Origin of the sequence: Leifsonia sp. fls2-241-R2A-40a (assembly GCF_030209575.1) — a bacterium.
Classification (GTDB): domain Bacteria; phylum Actinomycetota; class Actinomycetes; order Actinomycetales; family Microbacteriaceae; genus Leifsonia.
Window position 1 is genome coordinate 1,841,856 of sequence record NZ_JARVRS010000001.1, and the last position, 20,230, is coordinate 1,862,085.

Sequence of the window (20,230 nt, forward strand, 5' to 3'; positions counted from 1 at the left end):
GATCCCCAGTGTTTGCAGAGGCTCCGGCGAACGACCTGCCGACGCGCCGACTTGACAGTGCATTGCCAGCGAGTATGCTCGCACCTCGTGACAAATGAGGGGAGATCCCCGAAGCGCTGGTTGATCGGCGACCCGCTTCCGAGCGAAAAGCTCGAAGGACAACTGCTCCCGAAGCACCTCGCTCTACCCATTTTCGCGTCGGATGCGCTCTCCAGCGTCGCCTACGCCCCGCAGGAGCTCCTGATGATCCTGCTGCTGGGCGGGCTCGCCTTCCTGAGCTTCGCTCCGTGGGTGGCCGTCGCGGTCGTCGTGCTCCTCGTCACCGTCGTGCTGAGCTACCGTCAGCTCGTCAAGGCGTACCCCTCGGGCGGTGGCGACTACGAGGTCGCCCACAAGAACCTGGGCGAGAAGGCCGGCCTCATCGTGGCCTCCGCCCTCCTGGTCGACTACGTCCTGACCGTGGCCGTCTCCGTCGCCTCCGGCGTCGACAACATCATCTCCGCACTGCCGTTCCTCGCCGCGTGGCGGGTCGAGCTGGCGGTGCTATTCGTCATCCTCCTCGCCGCGGTCAACCTGCGCGGCGTGCGCGAGTCGTCGAAGGCGTTCGCGCTGCCGACCTACATCTTCATCGGCAGCATCCTGCTCATGATCGTGACGGCGCTGATCCGCACTACGTTCGGGGATGCGCCCGTCGCGGAGTCCGCCGGCTACCAGGTCCACGGCGCGTCCCTCACTCAGGCGGCGGTCGTGCTGCTGCTCCTGCGCGCCTTCTCCAGTGGATGTTCGGCCCTGACCGGTGTGGAGGCGGTCGCCAACGGCGTCCCCGCGTTCCGCACCCCGAAGATCCGCAACGCCCGCGTGACCCTCGGCCTCATGGGCGGCATCGCGATCACCCTGTTCGCGGGTCTGACCGCCACCGCGCTGATCAGCGGCGTGCACTACGCCGAGAACCCCTGCGACCTGCAGGGATGGGCTCAGTGCGCCACCGATCCGCAGCGAAGCCTCATCGCCCAGATCGCGTCGGCGACCTTCGGCAACAACACATTCTTCTTCTTCCTGACCCAGGCGGCGACCGCGGTCGTGCTGCTCCTCGCGGCGAACACCGCGTTCAACGGCTTCCCGCTGCTCGGCTCGGTGCTCGCCCGCGACTCGTACGCACCGAAGGCGCTGAACACGCGCGGCGACCGCCTCGTGTACTCCAACGGCATGATCGTGCTGGCGCTCGCCGCCACCGTGCTGCTGCTGGTGTATCAGGCGAACCTGACCCAGCTCATCCAGCTGTACATCATCGGCGTCTTCGTCTCGTTCACCCTCGGCCAGTCGGGGATGGTCAAGCACTGGATCTCGCTGCTGCGCTCCGGCGGGCAGACGGGCCGGGAACGCACGGGCATCATCCGCTCGCTCTGCATCAACGCCTTCGGCGCCTGTCTCACCGCGATCGTCCTCATCGTCGTGACTATCACGAAGTTCACCCACGGGGCGTACCTCGTCTTCATCTTCATGCCCATCCTGTGGTTCCTCATGCTCGGCGTGAACCGGTACTACCGCGACGTCGAGAAGGAGGTCGAGGTCGACCCGGTCACGACGTTCGGCAGCGTCGGCGACCACGCCATCGTGCTCATCGGGAAGATGCAGAAGCCGGCGCTGAAGGCCCTCGACTACGCCATCGCCGCGCGTCACGACTCCATCGAGGCCGTCCACGTCTCGATCGACGAGGAGGCGACGCAGAAGCTGCAGCGCCAGTGGATCGAGCAGAACATCCATGTGCCGCTCACCATCATCGAGTCGCCGTACCGCGAGTTCGGCATCCCGCTGATCAAGTACCTCAAGCACCGCCGCGAGGAGCACGGCTCCGAGGTCGTGACCGTCTACCTGCCGCAGTACATCGTCGGCCACTGGTGGGAGGGCATCCTGCACAACCACCGTGCCCGCCGGATCAGCAGGCAGCTGATGCTGTGCCACGGCGTGACCGTCGCGCTGGTGCCGTGGCTGCTGGACTCGTCGTCGCTCATCTACGGCCGGCGCTCGCGCCCGCTGCCCGGCCAGGACCGCCGCGGCGAGCCGGTGCGCCCGGTCGCTCGGCGCCCGCTGGTCCCCGCCTCGCGGACGCACCCGCGCATCCACATCCACGAGATGCCGATCACCATCGGGGAGCCGAAGGAGAGCGCGGAGTCGGTCGCCGCGACGATTCCGGAGCCGCAGGCGCAGGTCCCCGACGGGTCGCAGTCGCCGGCGCCGGTCGAGTCGCAGCAGGGCGGGGAGCCGGTGGGCTCCGGTGCCGCGCAGAAGAAGGTTCCCGCGCGGGCGAAGCGCTAGAGCGCCGCGGCCGAACTTACGGCCGGGCGGAGGCCGGGAAAGCGATCAGCGGGCCGTGACCCGGCAGCACGACCTCGGCGTCGCACAGCACGAGTCGGCGCGCGCTCCGTGCGGCCGCGTCGGCGTCATGGTGGAAGAACGCGGGGAGTTGCTGCAGTTCGCCGCGCTCGCGCAGCAGCGGATGGCCGCTGACGATCGCGTCCCCGCTGAGCAGGGCCCGCGACTCCGGCTCGAGGAAGCAGACGCTTCCCGACGTGTGGCCCGGCGCCGGGACGATCGTCAACACATGACCGGTGCTGAGTCGGACCTCCTCGCCCTCCAGCGCGACTGCATCCGGGACGCCGACGTCGCCGAGGCCTCCCGCGCGCACCGCCGCGACGGTCCACCGCACGGTTCCGCGTTTCAGCACCGACGGCAGCAGGTCGCCGACAGTCACCTGCTCGGTGGCCTCGCGGCGCACGTTCGGCAGCTCCTCGGGAGCGGCCGCGACCACCACGCCGCGCTCCGAGGCGAACCGGGCGCTCGCTCCCAGATGGTCGGAATGGCCGTGGGTGATCAGGATGCGCGTGAGCTGCGCAGGGTCGGCACCGGCGAGGCGGATGGATTCCTCCACGAGCGGGCGGTCGGCCGGATAGCCGCAGTCGATCAGCTCGACGGAATCCCGGCCGTGGAAGACGGTCCAGTTCGAGAGCGGCCCCTCGACGAAGAGGATGCCCGGGGCGACACGGGTGGTGGAGCGGATACGGCGCACGACGTCACTGTAGCCGGACGCTTGACCTTGACGTAACGTCAACTCCTAGCGTGGATGCTGCTACCGCACGAGAGGAGGAGAACATGGACTGGTCCATCCAGGACATCGCGCGGATCGCCGGTACCACCAGCCGCACGCTGCGCCACTACGACGCCGTCGGGCTGCTGAAGCCCAGCCGCGTCGGCGGCAACGGCTACCGGTACTACGACCGCGACTCCCTCGTGCGGCTGCAGCGCATCCTGCTTCTCCGGGAGCTCGGTCTCGGCCTCGACGCCGTCGGCCGGGTCCTCGACGACCGCACGGATGCGGTGCCCGCCCTGCGCGACCACCTCGAGTGGCTGCGTGCGGAGCGGGAGCGGCTGGCGCGGCAGATCGCGTCGGTCGAGTCGACGATCCACGCAGTGGAGGAAGGAGAGGAGATCGTGGCCGAGCAGATGTTCGACGGGTTCGATCACACCCAGTACAAGGACGAGGTCGAGGAGCGCTGGGGGAAGGACGCCTACGCGACGTCCGACCGCTGGTGGCGCAGCAAAACCCCGGAGGAGCGTGCCGAGTGGCAGCAGCGGCAGGCGCAGCTCGCCGCCGACTGGCAGGCGGCCGCCGCGAGCGGTGTCTCGCCGGACTCGGAGCAGGCGCAGGCGCTCGCGCGGCGTCACGCCGCGTGGCTGGCCGACATCCCCGGGACGCCCGGCTACGGCACGGGCGCGCCGCTCGCCGCGTACCTGACCGGTCTGGGCGAGATGTACGTCGCCGACGACCGCTTCGCGGCGAACTACGGCGGCGTCGAGGGTGCGACCTTCGTGCGCGACGCCCTCCGCGTCTACGCCATCCATCTCGCTTAGCCGGCAACCCGGCCGGACAAGGGGTCAGGGGTGGCGGGGGCGGCGCGTGATGCGGTCGTCCAGCCAGTGGGCGGCGATCTGCCGGGACGGACGGGACGGGAGCTGCTCCGCGGGGACCCGCGGGGCGCGGTCGGGCTGCGGGCCCTGGACGAAGGGGGAGTCCGCGCGGAAGCCGCGGTCGTGGGCGGCGCGGTCGGATTCGAGCAGGATGCCGTCGCGCACGTCGAAACGGACGACATCCTGCTCCTCCCCGAGGCCGGCCGACTGCTCGGCCGTTCCCTCGAGCTCGCCCTCCAGCTGTGCCGCAGCCGTTGCAGCGTCCTGCGGCAGCCGGATCGCGAAGAAGGGGAGGGTGAGACTGCACAGCGGGCCGACCAGCAGCGCGAACGCGAGCGTCCCGATGCCGACGTTCCCGCCGAGCACCCACCCGATGATCAGCACGGTCACCTCGATGCCGGTGCGCACCATCCAGATCGGCCGGCCGGTGCGGGCGTGCAGGCCCGTCATGAGCCCGTCACGCGGACCGGGTCCCAGGCGGGGGCCGATGTAGAGGCCGGTCGCGACGGCGAGCAGGGCGAGGCCGCCGGCGAAGAACAGCACCTGCGCCCACAGCTCCGTCTGCTGCGGGAGCAGGTCGAGACCGAGCTGGGCGCTGGGACCGACCAGCAGTACGTTGAGGATGGTGCCCAGCCCGGGACGCTGCCGGAGCGGGATCCAGAACGCCAGCACGACCAGCCCGATCAGGTTGGTGACGAAGCCGAACGGGATGCCGGTCTTGAGCGAGACCCCCTGTGCCAGCACATCCCACGGCGACAGCCCGATGCCGGCGCGGACCATGAGCGCGATCGCGATCCCGTAGAGGAAGAGTCCGATCAGCAGCTGCACGAGGCGGCGGGTGAGAAGTAGTCGAGCGGCCATGTTCCAATCCAATCGCAACGATTGGACTCGCAACAAGATGCCAATTCCACTAAAGTGGCCTGCATGTCGGATGCGCAACTCACCGCTCGGTCCCTGGAGCACCTGCTCGGAAGCTGGCGCACCGCCGGCGCGAGCTACCAGGCGCTCGCCGACCGCATCCGCCTGCTGGTGCTCGACGGCCGCATCCCGATCGGCACCCGGCTGCCCGCCGAGCGCGACCTGGCCGGGCGGCTCGAGCTGAGCCGCACGACCGTCGCCGCCGCCTACCGCCAGCTGCGCGAGGCCGGCTTCATCGACAGTGTGCGCGGTTCGGGCAGCGTCACCCGCCTCCCGGGACGCACTCTTCCGCTGCCCGCGGTCGGCGGCGAGGGGATGCTCGACTTCACCAAGGCGTCCCTCCCTGCGGCTTCATCCCTCCCCGCCGCGGCACGCGCCGCGGCCGAGGACCTGCCGCGCTTCCTCCCCGACCCCGGCTACGACCCCGTCGGCCTGCCGCACCTGCGCGCCGAGATCGCCGAGCGCTACACGCGCCGAGGGCTGCCCACGTCCGCCGACCAGATCCTCGTGACGGTGGGCGCCCAGCAGGCGATCGCGCTGATCGCCCGCACCTTCCTCGGGCGCGGCGACCGCGTCGTGATCGAGGTGCCGACCTATCCGCACGCGATCGAGGCGATCCGGCTGGCGGGTGCCCGGCTCGTCCCGATCACGGTGACCGCGCCGGAGGAGGGTCCGCATCGCCTGGGCGACCAGAACGACGGCTGGGATGCGGACGCGATCGAGCAGACGTTTCGCCGGGCGAACCCCGCGCTCGCGTACCTGATCCCCGATTTCCACAACCCGACCGGCGCCTCCATGTCGCCGGAGACGCGGGAGCGGGTGCTCGCCGCAGCGGCCGGGCACGGTGCCATCGTCGTCGCCGACGAGACGACGGCCGAACTCGACATCGACCGCGTCGGCGAATACCTGCCGATGCCGCGCTACGCCGACGCCGCCTCGGCCGGGGCTCCGCTGATCATGATCGGGTCGGCCAGCAAGACGCTGTGGGGCGGCCTGCGCATCGGATGGATCCGCGCAGAGCGCTCGCACATCCAGCGCCTGATCGCCGCGAAGCCGGCGACCGACCTCGGCACGCCGGTGCTGGAGCAGCTGGTCGTGGCGCGGATGATCCCGCAGCTCGACGAGATCATGGAGGAGCGGCGCGAGCAGTTGCGCCGGGGCCGCGACACGGTGCGCACGCTGGTGAGCGAGACGTTCCCCGAATGGACAGTGCCCGTCCAGCACGGCGGGCTCACGGCCTGGGTGGGGATCGGCGCGCCGGTCAGCTCGGCGCTCGCGCTCGCCGCACGCAGCCACGGCCTGCTGATCGCGGCCGGTCCGCGCTTCGGGATCGACGGCGCCTTCGAGCGCTTCCTGCGCATCCCGATCACCTATACGCCGGAGGAGTACGCGCGGGCCTTCGACGCCCTGTCGCGCGCCTGGGCGGTCGCCGCCACCGAGCCCGTCCCGTACTTCGACGCGGGGGCTCTGCCGAGCGTCGTCTGACCGCATGGATGGGGCGGAGCCGTACTCCCGGGGGAGTGCGGTCATGTCGTACCCAGGCATGAAGCTACCGCCCACCCCGTAATGGGATACTTCCCCTGCGCCAGTGTCGGCGCGGTCCCGCAACCCGCATCCCTGAGGGGAACCCCGTGCATTTCCTCGCCGTCCTGAGCATGAAGAACCGCGCCCTGATCGCGCTCGTCACGATCGTCGCCGCAGTCTTCGGTGGCCTCGCGCTCGCCAACCTCAAGCAGGAGCTCACCCCGTCGATCTCCTTCCCCCAGCTCGTGGTGCTCTCGTCCTATCCCGGGGCATCGCCGGAGGTCGTCAACAACGACGTCAGCACGCCGGTGGAGGCCGCGATCCAGGGCGTCCCTGGGCTCGACAGCACCAGCGCGGTGAGCAGCACCAACCAGTCGATCATCACCGTCAAGTTCACGTACGGGACCGACCTGGCGACCGCCGAGCAGAAGATCGACCAGGCGATCAACCGCATCAAGTCGGGCCTCCCCTCCGGGGTGGAGCCGCAGGTGCTCTCCGGCAGCATCGACGACCTGCCCGTCATCCAGCTCGCCGTCAGCGGCGGCACGGACCAGCGCGCCCTCGGCGATGACATCACGAAGCTGATGCTGCCCGACATCGAGAACCTGAAGGGCGTCAACGACGCGCAGCTGGTCGGCGAGGTCGGCCAGCGCATCACGATCACTCCGGACACCGCGAAGCTCGCGGCGGCGGGAGTCTCGTCGTCCGCGATCAAGGATGCGCTGCAGCAGAACGGCGTACTGATCCCGGGCGGATCGATCACCGAGGACGGCAAGACGCTGTCCATCCAGTCCGGATCGCAGCTGTCGTCGGTGGAGGACATCGCCGGGCTGCCGCTGGTGCGGTCGGCGACGGCCGGAGGTGGCGCAGGTGCCGGCGCAGGCGGAGCCGGCGCAGGCGGAGCCGCGGGTGCCGGCGCAGGAGCCAGCGCAGGAGGAGCCGCGGGTGCGGGTGCCGGCGCTGCAGCAGGCAGCGCCGCCGCCGCAGCAGCCGCGACCACGCCCCCACCGACCATCGGCGAGGTCGCCACGGTCGCCCAGACGGACGACCCCACCACCTCGCTCTCGCGCGTGAACGGCAAGCCCGCGCTCACGGTCGCGGTCACCAAGCTCCCCTCCGCGAACACCGTCGAGGTCTCGCACGAGGTCTCCAACCTCATCCCGGAGCTCACCAAGAAGCTCGGCTCGGGCACCACCATCACGGTCGTCTTCGACCAGGCGCCCTTCATCACCCAGTCGATCAACGCGCTCGCCGAGGAGGGGCTGCTGGGGCTCGCGATGGCGGTCATCGTCATCCTGGTGTTCCTGCTGTCGGTCCGCTCCACGCTCGTGACGGTCGTGTCCATCCCGACCAGCGTGCTGATCACGTTCATCGTCATGTGGGCGACCGGCTACACGCTCAACATCATCACGCTCGGCGCGCTCACGATCGCGATCGGGCGCGTGGTGGACGACTCCATCGTCGTCATCGAGAACATCAAGCGGCAGCTGGTGCCGGGCGCCGACCGCGCCGTGACGATCGTCCGCGCCGTCCGCGAGGTCGGCGGCGCCATCACCGCTTCGACGATCACGACCGTGGCGGTCTTCCTGCCGCTCGCGTTCGTCGGCGATGTGACCGGCGAGCTGTTCCGGCCGTTCGCGCTGACGGTGACCATCGCGCTGCTGTCGTCGCTGCTCGTCGCGCTGACCATCGTGCCGGTTCTGGCCTACTGGTTCCTGCGGGCGCCGAAGGTGCACAAGCACGAAGGCGGTGTCGAGGGCGACTCCGCACACCTCTCGGTCGAGGAGGCGACCGCCTCCGGGATCGACGAGCTCGAGCATCCCTCGCGGCTGCAGGCGGGCTACCTGCCGATCATCCGCTGGACGCTGAAGCACTCGGTCATCACCGTCGTCTCGGCGCTCGTCGTGCTGGTGCTCACCGTCTTCGCGCTGCCGTTCGTCAAGACGAACTTCCTCGGCTCGAGCGGACAGAACTCGCTCACGGTCACGCAGACGCTCGACCCGGGCACCAGCCTGCAGGCGAAGGACGACGCGGCCAAGGTCGTAGAGCAGAAGCTGCTCGACACCAAGGGCGTGAAGACGGTCCAGGTCTCGATCGGCTCCAGCGGTTCCTCGCTGCGCGACGCGTTCACCGGTGGCGGTGGCGGGACGACGTTCTCGATCACCACCGACCCGAACGCCGACCAGGCGAAGCTGCAGAGCACCATCCAGGACGAGCTCGCCGGCATCACGGACCAGGGCCAGATCACCCTGTCCGCGTCCAGCGGGTTCGGCGGGTCCACCGACATCCAGGTGAACATCTCCGCGAGCAGCGACGCCGACCTGCAGAAGGCGACGGACGCCGTGGTCGAGCAGTTGCAGAAGAAGTCGTCGCTCAAGCAGGTCACCGACAACCTGAGCGCCTCCCTGCCGTACGTCGCCGTGGATGTGGACCGCTCCAAGGCCGCGGCCGCCGGGCTGAGCGAGGTCGCCGTCGGCACGATCGTCTCCGAGGCGATGCAGCCGACGCAGGCCGGCTCGGTCGCGATCGACAACAGCACGCTGAAGATCTACCTGCAGAGCGACAACCCGCCCACGACCGTGGCGGGACTGTCGCAGCTGTCCATCCCGACCGTCACGGGCGTGGTCCCGCTGGATTCGCTTGCCTCGGTGAAAGAGGTCAAGGGACCGGCGACCGTCACGACCGAGCGCGGTCTGCGGACCGCGAGCGTGACGGCCACGCCTGCGACCGACAACCTGACGACGGCCAACGCGGATGTGTCGGCGGCGCTCAAGGCGGCGGAGCTTCCGTCCGGTGCGACGGCCAAGATCGGCGGAGTCACCTCCAGCCAGTCGGACGCGTTCAGCCAGCTTCTGCTCGCGCTGCTGGCGGCCATCCTGATCGTCTACATCGTGATGGTGGCGACGTTCCGCTCGCTGCTCCAGCCGGTGCTGCTGCTGATGTCGGTGCCGTTCGCGGCGACCGGCGCCATCCTGCTGCAGATTGTGTCGGGGATCCCGCTCGGTGTCGCGTCGCTGATCGGCCTGCTGATGCTCGTCGGAATCGTCGTCACAAACGCCATCGTGCTCATCGACCTCGTCAACCAGTACCGGCGGCGCGGGCTCACTGTGGCACAGGCCGTCGAGCACGGCGCCTCCCGCCGTCTGCGGCCGATCCTGATGACCGCACTGGCGACGATCGCCGCTCTGACGCCGATGGCGATCGGGCTGACCGGCCATGGTGGTTTCATCTCGCAGCCCCTCGCGATCGTCGTCATCGGCGGTCTCATCTCCTCGACCGTGCTTACGCTGGTCGTGCTCCCGACCCTCTACAACCTGGTGGAGGGCGCGCGAGAGCGCTGGCGGGCGACGCGTGCGGCGCGGGCGGATGCTGCGGGCGGCGGCGACGGGCACAGCGACGGCGGACCGGGCGCGGGTGGCCCCGGCGGCGACGGACCGCGCGGCCCCTGGGTACCGTCCGGCCCCGAGACGGGCGCGACGGTTCCCGCGGGGCGGCCGGCGCCCGAGCCTCCGGTGTTCACACGTCCCGCAGGCGGAACGCAGGTCTGACCGCGTCTCCGGCCGTCCGGGATCCCAGACGGCCGGATGCGGGGCTGCGGCCCCGTGTGCGGCGTGCGTCGCTAGTGTCACCGGTATGACCGCCCAGACCCTGTCCGTCGATCCGCTCTGGCCGCGCGCGGGGGGCTGGCCGCCGCTGGGGCCGGAGCGCGCCGACCTGACGCTGATCGGCATCCCCACGCACGAGACGTCGCTGTCGCCCACCGGGGCGCACGCCACGCCCGGTGCGGTGCGCGAGGCCCTGCGTCGCTACTCCGCCTTCGCGGCCGGGCTCGACGTCGAAGCGTTGCGCTTCGCGGACGCCGGCGACGTGGTGTCGCCCGATGGGCCGCAGGGGCGAGAGCGGGCGCGCGCGGCGATGGCCGCCGCTGCCGGACGGTCGCGGCTCACCGTTGCGGTCGGCGGGGACAACTCCCTGACCGTGCCCGCCGCGCTCGGCTCGTACGGTGACGACCTCGGCAGCGCCGGGCTCGTCACGCTCGACGCCCACCACGACCTGCGCGACGGCTCATCGAACGGCTCGCCCGTCCGGGAGCTCATCGAAGCCGGACTCAACGGACGGCGCGTGGTGCAGGTCGGCATCGCCGACTTCGCCAACTCGGCGGCATACACGCACCGTGCCGAGGAACTCGGCGTCACGGTCATCGCCCGCGACGCGCTGCACACGCGCCCACTCGACGACGTGATGGCGGAGGCGCTGGAGATCGCCGGTGCCGGCGGGGGACCGATCCATGTCGACCTCGACGTCGACGTCTGCGACCGGTCGGTGGCACCCGGGTGCCCGGCGTCCGTGCCGGGAGGCCTCGCCGCGTGGGAGCTGCGCCGCTTCGCGCGCCTGGCCGGCGCATCCCCCCTCGTCCGCTCGATCGACATCGCCGAGGTGGATGCGACCGCCGACGCCGCCGACGACCGCACGGTCCGTCTCGCGGCGCTCCTCGTCCTCGAGGCCGCCGCCGGTCTCGCCTCCCGCCCCTTGCGCTGACGGCCGCGGCCGAGCGACTAGGCGCGGACGGTGCGGGCGACGAGCGGAACGCCGGGGCGGTAAGCGAGGTGGATGTGGCTGGGCGCGGCCAGCACCGCGAGGTCGGCCCGTGCGCCCGGCCGGAGGTGCCCCACGTCGTCGCGACGGAGGGCGGCAGCGCCGCCGAGGGTCGCGGCCTGCAGTGCTTCCGCGGGGGTGAGGCCCATCTCGCGCACGGCCAGCGCCATGCAGAACGGCATCGACGACGTGAAGGACGACCCCGGGTTGCAGTCGCTCGCCAGGGCGACCGTCGCGCCCGCATCCAGCAGGCGACGTCCGGAGGGATACGGGTGGCGCGTCGAGAACTCGACGCCCGGCAGCAGCGTGGCGACGGTCCGGGATGCGGCGAGCCGCTCCACGTCGTCGTCGCTGAGGTAGGTGCAGTGGTCGACGCTCGCCGCATCCAGCTCGACCGCCAGTGCGACGCCCTCGCCCGGCCCCAATTGTGCCGCGTGCAGTCGCACCCCGAGTCCGCGGGCCGCACCGGCGGTCAGGATGCGCCGTGACTGCTCCACCGTGAACGCTCCCGTCTCGCAGAAGACGTCGATCCAGCGGGCGTGGGGCAGGCAGGCATCCAGCATGTCGCCGGTCACCAGCTCGACGTACGCCTCCGGGTCGTCGGCGTACTCCGGCGGGACGACATGCGCGCCCAGGTAGGTCGTCTCGTCCGTGACCTCGCGGGCGAGCCGGAGCAGCCGCTCCTCGTCCGCGACGGTCAGCCCGTAGCCGCTCTTCACCTCGAACGTGGTGGTCCCCTGCGCGTGCAGCTCGGCCACGAACCGCTGGAGCCGGGCCCGTAGTTCGTCGTCCGGTGCCGCACGGGTGGCAGCCACCGTCGACCGTATGCCGCCCGCGGTATACGGCCGGCCGGCCATCCTCGCCTCGAACTCCGCTGCGCGGTCGCCGCCGAAGACGAGGTGGGTGTGCGAGTCGACGAATCCCGGGATGACGGCGGCGCCCGCGACGTCGACGATCTCGTCGGCGTCCGACCGCGGCGCGGACGCCGACGGCCCCGTCCACTCCACGCGGCCGTCGACCGCGAGCACGGCCGCGTCGGACACGATGCCGAGCGGCCCGGGATGCGCCGGGTCGAACGTGACCAGCTCGCCGATCCCGGTGACCAGCGTCGCGCTCATCGCTGCGCCGCGTCCGCGGGCTCACCCTCCCGCATCGGGATGCGCAGCCCGCGCTCCTCGGCGACCTCGACGGCGCGATCATAGCCGGCATCCACGTGCCGCATGACGCCGGTGCCCGGATCGTTGATCAGCACGCGCTCGATCTTCTCGGCGGCCAGCGGTGTGCCGTCTGCGACGATCACCTGACCGGCGTGGATGCTGCGGCCGATCCCCACTCCGCCGCCGTGGTGCAGGGACACCCAGGTCGCGCCCGAGGCCGTGTTGAGCAGCGCGTTGAGCAGCGGCCAGTCGGCGATCGCGTCCGAGCCGTCGGCCATCGACTCGGTCTCGCGGTACGGCGATGCGACGGACCCGGAATCGAGGTGGTCGCGGCCGATGACGACCGGGGCGGACAGCTCGCCCGAGGCGACCATCTCGTTGAACTTGAGGCCCGCGAGGTGCCGCTCCTTGTAGCCCAGCCAGCAGATGCGTGCCGGAAGGCCCTCGAAGTGCACCTTCTCGCCCGCCTGCGTGATCCAGCGGCGCAGGTGCTCGTCCTCCGGGAAGAGCTCGAGCACGGCGCGGTCGGTCGCGGCGATGTCGGCCGGGTCGCCGGACAGCGCCGCCCAGCGGAACGGCCCCTTGCCCTCGGCGAAGAGCGGACGGATGTAGGCGGGGACGAATCCGGGGAAGTCGAACGCGCGCTCGTAGCCGCCGAGCTGGGCCTCGGTGCGGATGGAGTTGCCGTAGTCGAAGACCTCGGCGCCGGCATCCTGGAACCCGACCATCGCCTCCACCTGGGCGGCCATCGACCGGCGGGCGTCGTCGGTGAACCGCTCCGGGTCCGCCGCCGCGCGGTCGCGCCACTCCTCCACCGTGTACCCGACGGGCAGGTAGCTGAGCGGGTCGTGCGCGCTGGTCTGGTCGGTCACGATGTCGATCGCGACGCCGCGGCGCAGCAGCTCGGGGAACACCTCGGCGGCGTTGCCGACGACGCCCACCGACACCGCTCGACGCTCGTCCTTGGCGGCGAGAGCCTGCGCGACGGCGTCGTCCAGGTCGTCGGCGAGGATGTCGAGGTAGCCGTGATCCAGGCGGCGCTGCAGGCGGGTGCGGTCCACATCCACGATCAGCACGGCGCCCCCGTTCATGGTGACCGCGAGCGGTTGCGCGCCGCCCATGCCGCCGCATCCCCCGGTCAGTGTGAGGGTGCCGGCGAGAGAGCCGCCACTGTGCTCGTCGAAGCCGCCCTGCCGGGCGGCGAGCTTGCGCGCGACCGCGCCGAACGTCTCGTACGTGCCCTGCAGGATGCCCTGCGATCCGATGTAGATCCAGGAGCCGGCGGTCATCTGGCCGTACATCGTCAGCCCCAGCGCCTCCAGGCGGCGGAACTCGGGCCACGTCGCCCAGTCGCCGACGAGGTTCGAGTTGGCGATGAGGACGCGGGGCGCCCACTCGTGCGTGCGGAAGACGCCGACGGGCTTGCCCGACTGCACGAGGAGGGTCTCATCCGCCTCCAGGTCGCGCAGGGTGCGGACGATCGCGTCGTACGCCTCCCAGCTCCGCGCCGCACGGCCGGTGCCGCCGTAGACGACGAGGTCGTCCGGGCGCTCCGCGACCTCCGGGTCGAGGTTGTTCATGAGCATCCGGAGCGGCGCCTCGGTCTGCCAGCTCTTGGCGCTGAGCTCCGTGCCGCGTGCCGCGCGGACGGGTCGTGCTCCATCCATGGTTCTCGTTCCTTTCGTCCTGGCCGGGGCCAGTGGGGTCGGGGAGTAGGTCAGGCGAGGCCGGCGCCGGCGCGGAGGGCGCCGGAGGCGACGAGCGTGTAGGCGGCCTCGATCTCGGGGGAGAGGTGGCGGTCGGGCCCGGGACCCGCGACGGTCTCGCGCAGGGTGGCGATGACGGCGCCGGTCGCGGGACCGGGCTGGAGCGGCGCGCGGAGGTCCGCGCCCCGGGCGGCGGTCATGACCTCGATCGCGATGACGCGCGCCAGGCCGTCGAGGGCGCGGCGCAGCTTGCGGGCCGCCGCCCATCCCATCGACACGTGGTCCTCCTGCATGGCCGACGACGGGATGCTGTCCACCGATGCAGGAGCGGCGAGCCGCTTCAGCTCCGAGACGATCCCGGCGGCCGTGTACTGCGCGATCATCAGGCCCGAGTCGACGCCGACCTCGTGCGCGAGGAACGGCGGAAGCCCCTGGTTGCGCGCCGGGTCGAGGAAGCGGTCGGTCCGCCGCTCGGACATGCTCGCCACGTCGGCGATAGCGATCGCGAGGAAGTCGAGCACGTAGGCGACCGGCGCCCCGTGGAAGTTGCCGTTCGACTCGACCCGTCCGTCCACGGTCAGGACGGGGTTGTCGACCGCCGAGGCCAGCTCGCGCTCGGCGACCAGCTCGGCGTGCGCCACCGTGTCGCGTGCGGCACCGTGAACCTGCGGCGAGCAGCGGAGCGAGTAGGCGTCCTGGACGCGGGTGCACTCGGGTCCCTTGTGACTGGCGACGATCGGGGAGCCGGCCAGCAGGGTTCGGAGGTTCGCCGCCGAGACCGCCTGCCCGGCCTGCGGGCGCAGCCGCTGCAGGTCGTCGGCGAAGACGGCGTCGGTGCCGAGCAGCGCCTCCACGCTCATCGCCGCGGCGATGTCCGCATCGGTCAGCAGCCCGTGGAGGTCGTGGATGGCGAGGGCCAGCATCCCGAGCATCCCGTCGGTGCCGTTGATGAGGGCCAGGCCCTCCTTCTCGGCGAGCACGACGGGCTGGATGCCGGCCGCGGCGAGGGCGTCGGACGCGTCGAGCAGGTCGCCGTCCACGCGGACGCGCCCCTCGCCCATGGCGGCCAGCGCACAGTGGGCGAGCGGTGCGAGGTCGCCGGAGCAGCCGAGCGAGCCGTACTCGTGCACCACCGGCGTGATGCCTGCGTTGAGCAGTGCGGCGTACGTCTCGACGGTCTGCGGGCGGGCCCCGGTGCGTCCGGTCATCAGCGTGGAGAGGCGCAGCAGCATGAGGGCGCGGACCACCTCCCGCTCGACCTCCGGGCCGGATCCGGCTGCATGCGAGCGCACCAGGCTCGCCTGCAGCTGTGCACGGCGGTCGCCCGGGATGAACGTGGTCGCGAGGGCGCCGAAGCCCGTCGAGATGCCGTAGTGCGGCTCGGTGTCGCCGGCCAGCGCCTCGACGATCGCACGAGAGGCGGCGACGCCGTCGAGCGACGCCGGGTCGAGTTCGATGCGGGCGCCGTGGCGGGCGACGGCGACGACGTCGGCGATGCTGAGCGGGCCGGAGCCGACGGTGACAGAGGTCTGGGTCTGGAGCATGCTCCGATCCTCGCGCCGGGCGGTCGGATGCGCGCCGGCTGTACGCTGCTGTGTGTCCGGTATCCCAGACACGCTCGGAAGGGGATGCGGTGAGCAAGGTTCCCGCTGCGGAGAACACCCTCCGCGTTCTGGCCTATCTCGGCTCGCAGCGGGGTCCGGCGCCGGCTGCCGCCATCGCCTCCGCTCTCGGCCTCCCGCGCTCGACGGTCTACCACCTGCTCGCCGTGCTGACCGAGCACGGCTTCGTGCTGCACTTCCCCGAAGCGCGGCGGTACGGACTGGGTGTCGCCGCGTACGAACTGTCGAGCGCGTTCTCGCGCCAGCAGCCGCTCAGCCGGCTCGGGCGTCCGATCGTCGCCGCGCTGGTCGACGCCCTCGGCGAGTCCGGGCACGTCGCCGTGCTGCACGGCCGCGACGTCGTCTACATCGTCGAGGAGCGGGCGCCCCGGCGTCCGCGGCTCGTCACGGATGTGGGTGTCCGCCTGCCCGCGCACCTCACCGCGAGCGGGCGGGCGCTGCTGGCGACGCTTCCCCGGGAGCAGCTGCGGGCGCTGTACCCGGACTCGGAGGCGTTCGAGGACCGCACCGGATCGGGTCCGCACTCGTACGCGGAATTGCGGCGGGTGGTGACGGAGGCGCGCGAGCGCGGCTACGCCACCGAGGACGGGGATGTGACGCCCGGCTTCGCCTCCGTCGCGGTCTCGGTGCGCGACCACGCCGGGTGGCCGGCGGCCGGGATCGCGGTGACCTTCCCCCGCGAGAACGTGGCGGCGGACGGATGGGATGCGCTCGCCGCGCGCGTGCGCGAGGCGGCCGCGGAACTCTCCCGCCGCATCCGGGGCAGCTGAAGGCGTCCGGGCGACGCTACGAGACTCGAGCGGTCAGCGGTTTGGCGTAGCAGACGGAGAAGGAGTCGCCGACGTACGGCCCGAAGTTGGGGATGCGCTCGTAGCCGGCGCGCTCGTACAGGGCGATCGCGGCATGCTGGAGCGGCCCGGTCTCCAGTCGCAGTTCCGCGATGCCCGCCGCAGTCGCCGCCGACTCCGCGGCCTGGAGCAGTGCTTTCGCGAGCCCGCGCCCACGCGCGTCCTCATGAACGAACATCCGCTTGAGCTCGGCGGGTGCGGTCGGGTCGGAGACGTTCTGGACGAGCGCCGTGATTCCGAGCGGGCGCCCGTCCACGCGGGCAACTAACACCGTCACCCCGGGCTTCTCGAGCTCCGAGACGTCGAGCAGGTAGCAACTCTCCGGGGGATACAACGCGAACGCGAACTCGTCGCTCAGTCGCAGGAGGTCCTCGACCTCCGGCTGGCGGGGCGGTTCGGTGCGGATCTCGGTCGGCATGCGTCGATGCTAGCCGCGGCTCGTGTCCGGCGGATTACGCCCGGACGTCGGTGCCGGCCCGGCGGACTGCCGGGCCGGCAGCGACGGGTCAGGCCCGGTTCGGCGTGCGGTTCTCGGCGCTGACCATCCACGCATACTGCTCGAGGCGCTCGATGATCGCGTGCAGCAGGTCGGCGGAGGTCGGGTCCTCCTCGTCGACGTCGTCGTGGACGTCGCGCATCGTGCGGACCACGCCCTCCAGTCGCTCGGTGATCAGGTCGACCGTCTCGGACGTGTCGACCTCGCCGTTCGGGAACTCGGGCAGGCTGGTCTGCTCGGCGACCGTGGCGCTGCGTCCGTCGGGGGTGGCGTGCAGGGCGCGGAGACGCTCGGCGATGGTGTCGCTGAACTCGCGCGCGGCCTCGACGATCTCGTCGAGCTGCAGATGAAGGTCGCGGAAGTTGCGTCCGACCACGTTCCAGTGCGCCTGCTTGCCCTGCAGGTGCAGCTCGATCAGGTCGACGTGCACGCGCTGGAGGTTCTGCGCGAGCTCGGTGGACGCGACGAAGCCGTGCTCGGCGTGCTCCCGGCGGGTCGGCGCGACTCCGACGGTGCTGGTGCGGCGCACGGATGCGGTCTTGGGCGCCGACTTCGGCGCGGACTTCTTGGTGCTCGTCTTGGTGTCGCTTGCGGCCACGATGGGTCCCTTCTGTTCGATGGACCCCACAGACGATAGGCCGCGGACCGCGGCCACGGAACCGGGTTGACAGGGTCGGAAACCACTTGGCACTCCCGTGGGGAGAGTGCTAATATCTGTGGTCGAAAAGAGTGCACAAAGGTGCTCTCATCAGCTGTTCTAAGCCAAGAGAGGGGTACATCCAATGGCCATGTCGTTCGATCCTTTCTCCCAGATGGACCGGATCGCACAGAGCGTGTTCGACACGAGCCGCCAGCCGCGCATCATGCCGGTCGACCTCTTCCGGGAGGGTGACCGCTACGTCCTCAACGCGGACCTCCCCGGTGCCGACCCGGCGTCCGTCGACATCGACGTGGACGGCCACCTGCTGACCATCCGCGCCGTGCGCAGCGCCGCCGACCGGGACGGGGCCCGCTGGCTCGCGCAGGAGCGGCCGTACGGTGCCTACATGCGTCAGTTCACGATCGGCGACGACGTCGATCCCGACGGCATCACGGCGTCGTACGACAACGGCGTGCTCAGCGTGATCATCCCGGTGGCCGAGCGGGCGAAGCCGCGCAAGATCGCGGTGGAGTCGTCCGCCCACGACCGGGACCAGAAGGCGGTCTCGGCCGGGTGAGCGCGCTCGAGCGGTCGTAGAACCGCGCAGTGAACCGAGGGCGCGTCGTCAGGAGGCGGCGCGCCCTCGCGCCACCCACTCCAGGCGCCGCAGCGTCTCGGCGTTCCGAACGTGGAGCAGGGCGTCCGCGAGCGCGTTCGGGATGAGCGTGACGGGTCCCGTGTGCGGGTACTCCTCCATCCGCACGACGCAGCCGCCGCCGCGGGGCTGGACGTCGATGATCACGCGCTCGGAGCCGAACGGGCGCGTCTTCGCCTCGAGCACGGCCCGTTGCGGCGGATCCCACTCGTCGACCCGGGTCTCGTCGTTCAACACGAGCGGCCAGACCCCGATGGAGTGGTGGAGGCGCGAGCCGACGGCGGGGTACCGGCCGTCGGCGGCGCGGAGACGCGACGCCCCGACGACCCATGTCGGGTAGACCCAGGGGTCGGCGAGGACGGCGAAGACCTGCTCGGGTGTGCAGGCCATACGGCGGACGTTGACGGACATGAGATCACTGCTCCGGGAGGGTCGAGGGACGAAGCGCGTCCGGGATGAGCGGGGTGGACGCGGGCGCAATCAGTTGGTCGGCCGACGGGGCGAGGTCCGGCATCCGCGAGGCGCCGAATTCGTGCCGCAGGGCGCTGCGCGCGGCGTAGTAGCCGCCGAGCCCGTGGACCCCAGGGCCGGGCGCGACCGACGCGGAGGCGAGGTACAGCCCGCGGCCCGGCATACGCCACGGGTCGGGTGAGAGGACGGGACGCGCGACCAGCTGCCCGAAGTCGGGCGCCCCGGCCGAGATGTCGCCTCCGATGTAGTTCGGGTTGTGCTGCTCCATCTGCACGGCGTTCATGGTCGCCGTCCCGATGATCAGCTCGCGGAACCCCGGCGCGAACTGCTCGATGCGCCGGATGATCGCCTCCGTCCGATCCTCTGTGGAGCCGTGCGGCACGTGCGTGTACGTCCACAGCACGTGCTTGCCGGCGGGCGCGCGCGTCGGGTCGAACAGCGACGGCTGCGAGACCAGGACATACGGCGGATCGCTCTGCCGTCCGGCGGCCACGTCGCGTTCGGCCCGGGCCGTCTCCGCGCGCGAGCCGCCCAGGTGGACGGTGCCCGTCTCGTACAGCTCCGGGTTCGTCCACGGCACCGGCCCGGAGAGGGCGAAGTCGGCCTTGAACACGCCGTTGCCGTCACGGAAACGGGCGACCTTCGCGAGGTAGCCGGCCGGCAGGCGGTCCTCGCCGAGGCGGGCCGCCGTCTTCACATGGGTGTCGAATACGACGACGCGGGAGTCCGGGAGTTCGGCGAGCGACTCGACCGGGGTGTCGGTCACGACCTCCCCGCCGTGCGCCTCGATGTCGGCGACCATGGCGTCGGCGATCGCCTGACTGCCGCCGATCGGGATGGGCCAGCCGCGCGCGTGCGCGTAGGTCGCCAGCGTCAGACCGGCAGCCGCGCCGGCGACGCTCGGAAGCGGGAGCGTCGTGTGGGCGAATACCCCGGCCAGCAGCGCGCCGGGCGCCTCGGTGCGGAAGGGCACGTCCCACAACGGACTGCCGAGCCCCAGGGCGGTGAGCCCGAAGCGGGCCGCAACCAGGGGATGCCGCGGCACCTGCAGCAGTTCGGACCCGGTGAACTGCGCCACCGCATCCGCCTGGCGCACCAGCGGCTCCAGCAGCGCGCGCCAGGCCGGCCCGTCCACACCGAGCCCGTCGACAGTGCGCTCCAGGTCGAGGTAGGCCATCGCGACGCGGCCGCCCTCCAGCGGATTGCCGTACGACGCACTCGGCACGGCGAAGCGCACGCGCTTGTCGAGCCCGAAACGACGGAAGAAGCCGGAGGCGAAGGCGAGGGGATGCACGGCCGAGCAGATGTCGTGCCGGAAGCCGGGCAGCGTGAGCTCCTCCGTCCGGATGCCGCCGCCGACGGTCGGATTGCGCTCGTAGACCCGCACGGAGAGGCCTGCGCGGGCCAGGGTGACGGCCGCGGACAGCCCGTTCGGGCCCGACCCGATGACGACGGCGTCGAGCCGGTTCGCTGAGGAGGCGGTCATACCTCCCTGTATACCCCGCCCCTCGTTCGCCGCAGAGGGTGGATCGGCAGCCCGTTCACAGCATCCATGCACTATCGTTGGGAGGTCGGCTCTTGACACTGCGCGATCTGCGCAGATGGGTTTGTAAGTCAAGCGGGCCGGTTCC

The 20,230-nt window shown here is 71.3% G+C and carries 16 protein-coding genes; 7 read left to right on the forward strand and 9 right to left on the reverse strand.

Annotated features, from left to right (window positions below; genetic code table 11):
• Window positions 1-120 precede the first annotated feature (120 nt).
• Window positions 121-2,316 carry an APC family permease gene (locus tag QRN40_RS09275; RefSeq protein ID WP_285117468.1) on the forward strand — a complete coding sequence of 732 codons (2,196 nt, stop codon included), beginning with the start codon at window positions 121-123 and terminating at the stop codon, window positions 2,314-2,316.
• 16 nt (window positions 2,317-2,332) lie between these two features.
• Here QRN40_RS09275 and QRN40_RS09280 read toward each other — a convergent pair whose 3' ends face one another.
• Complete coding sequence (locus QRN40_RS09280; protein ID WP_285115305.1) at window positions 2,333-3,067, reverse strand: MBL fold metallo-hydrolase; 735 nt, start codon at window positions 3,065-3,067, stop codon at window positions 2,333-2,335.
• Window positions 3,068-3,150: 83 nt separating this feature from the next.
• Between QRN40_RS09280 and QRN40_RS09285 the strand changes: the two genes are divergently transcribed.
• The gene (locus tag QRN40_RS09285) at window positions 3,151-3,909 is read left to right on the forward strand and encodes a MerR family transcriptional regulator (RefSeq protein WP_285115307.1); all 759 of its coding nucleotides are present in this window, start codon (window positions 3,151-3,153) and stop codon (window positions 3,907-3,909) included.
• Between the two features lie 24 nt (window positions 3,910-3,933).
• On the opposite strand, the gene yczE is transcribed toward QRN40_RS09285, so the two are convergent.
• Window positions 3,934-4,827, reverse strand: coding sequence for a membrane protein YczE (yczE, locus tag QRN40_RS09290; protein ID WP_285115308.1), 894 nt, complete (start codon window positions 4,825-4,827; stop codon window positions 3,934-3,936).
• Window positions 4,828-4,890: 63 nt separating this feature from the next.
• On the opposite strand from yczE, the gene yczR reads away from it, so the two are divergent.
• The 3 genes from yczR (at window position 4,891) to QRN40_RS09305 (ending at window position 10,947) form a co-directional block, all read left to right on the forward strand.
• Entirely contained in the window at window positions 4,891-6,369 is a 1,479-nt protein-coding gene (yczR, locus tag QRN40_RS09295) for a MocR-like transcription factor YczR (RefSeq protein ID WP_285115310.1), read from the forward strand.
• 146 nt (window positions 6,370-6,515) lie between these two features.
• Window positions 6,516-9,956 carry an efflux RND transporter permease subunit gene (locus QRN40_RS09300; protein WP_285115311.1) on the forward strand — a complete coding sequence of 1,147 codons (3,441 nt, stop codon included), beginning with the start codon at window positions 6,516-6,518 and terminating at the stop codon, window positions 9,954-9,956.
• Window positions 9,957-10,041: 85 nt separating this feature from the next.
• Entirely contained in the window at window positions 10,042-10,947 is a 906-nt protein-coding gene (locus tag QRN40_RS09305; RefSeq protein WP_285115312.1) for an arginase family protein, read from the forward strand.
• Between the two features lie 17 nt (window positions 10,948-10,964).
• On the opposite strand, the gene hutI is transcribed toward QRN40_RS09305, so the two are convergent.
• The 3 genes from hutI to hutH are packed head-to-tail and all read right to left on the reverse strand — an operon-like array spanning window position 10,965 to window position 15,411.
• A complete protein-coding gene (hutI, locus tag QRN40_RS09310; protein WP_285115313.1) occupies window positions 10,965-12,122 on the reverse strand; it encodes an imidazolonepropionase in 1,158 nt (385 codons plus the stop codon).
• Window positions 12,119-13,828, reverse strand: coding sequence for a urocanate hydratase (hutU, locus tag QRN40_RS09315; RefSeq protein WP_285115314.1), 1,710 nt, complete (start codon window positions 13,826-13,828; stop codon window positions 12,119-12,121). Before hutU ends, hutI begins: the two co-directional genes overlap by 4 nt.
• A gap of 50 nt (window positions 13,829-13,878) precedes the next feature.
• Complete coding sequence (gene hutH, locus QRN40_RS09320) at window positions 13,879-15,411, reverse strand: histidine ammonia-lyase (RefSeq protein ID WP_285115315.1); 1,533 nt, start codon at window positions 15,409-15,411, stop codon at window positions 13,879-13,881.
• Between the two features lie 89 nt (window positions 15,412-15,500).
• Between hutH and QRN40_RS09325 the strand changes: the two genes are divergently transcribed.
• Window positions 15,501-16,259, forward strand: a complete 759-nt coding sequence (locus tag QRN40_RS09325; protein ID WP_285115316.1) for an IclR family transcriptional regulator — start codon at window positions 15,501-15,503, stop codon at window positions 16,257-16,259.
• Between the two features lie 16 nt (window positions 16,260-16,275).
• Here the strand turns inward: QRN40_RS09325 and QRN40_RS09330 are convergent, their stop codons facing one another.
• Together QRN40_RS09330 and QRN40_RS09335 are read right to left on the reverse strand one after the other, a co-directional pair.
• Window positions 16,276-16,755 (reverse strand): GNAT family N-acetyltransferase, encoded by a 480-nt coding sequence (locus tag QRN40_RS09330; protein WP_285115317.1) that lies wholly within the window; start codon window positions 16,753-16,755, stop codon window positions 16,276-16,278.
• Between the two features lie 88 nt (window positions 16,756-16,843).
• The gene (locus QRN40_RS09335; protein WP_502878907.1) at window positions 16,844-17,431 is read right to left on the reverse strand and encodes a Dps family protein; all 588 of its coding nucleotides are present in this window, start codon (window positions 17,429-17,431) and stop codon (window positions 16,844-16,846) included.
• Between the two features lie 184 nt (window positions 17,432-17,615).
• On the opposite strand from QRN40_RS09335, the gene QRN40_RS09340 reads away from it, so the two are divergent.
• Window positions 17,616-18,050 (forward strand): Hsp20/alpha crystallin family protein, encoded by a 435-nt coding sequence (locus tag QRN40_RS09340; protein ID WP_285115318.1) that lies wholly within the window; start codon window positions 17,616-17,618, stop codon window positions 18,048-18,050.
• A gap of 48 nt (window positions 18,051-18,098) precedes the next feature.
• Here the strand turns inward: QRN40_RS09340 and QRN40_RS09345 are convergent, their stop codons facing one another.
• Window positions 18,099-18,539: an SRPBCC family protein gene (locus QRN40_RS09345; RefSeq protein ID WP_285115319.1), complete on the reverse strand. Its 441-nt coding sequence runs from the start codon at window positions 18,537-18,539 to the stop codon at window positions 18,099-18,101.
• Window positions 18,540-18,543: 4 nt separating this feature from the next.
• The gene (locus QRN40_RS09350) at window positions 18,544-20,085 is read right to left on the reverse strand and encodes a phytoene desaturase family protein (RefSeq protein ID WP_285115320.1); all 1,542 of its coding nucleotides are present in this window, start codon (window positions 20,083-20,085) and stop codon (window positions 18,544-18,546) included.
• Window positions 20,086-20,230: the final 145 nt, after the last annotated feature.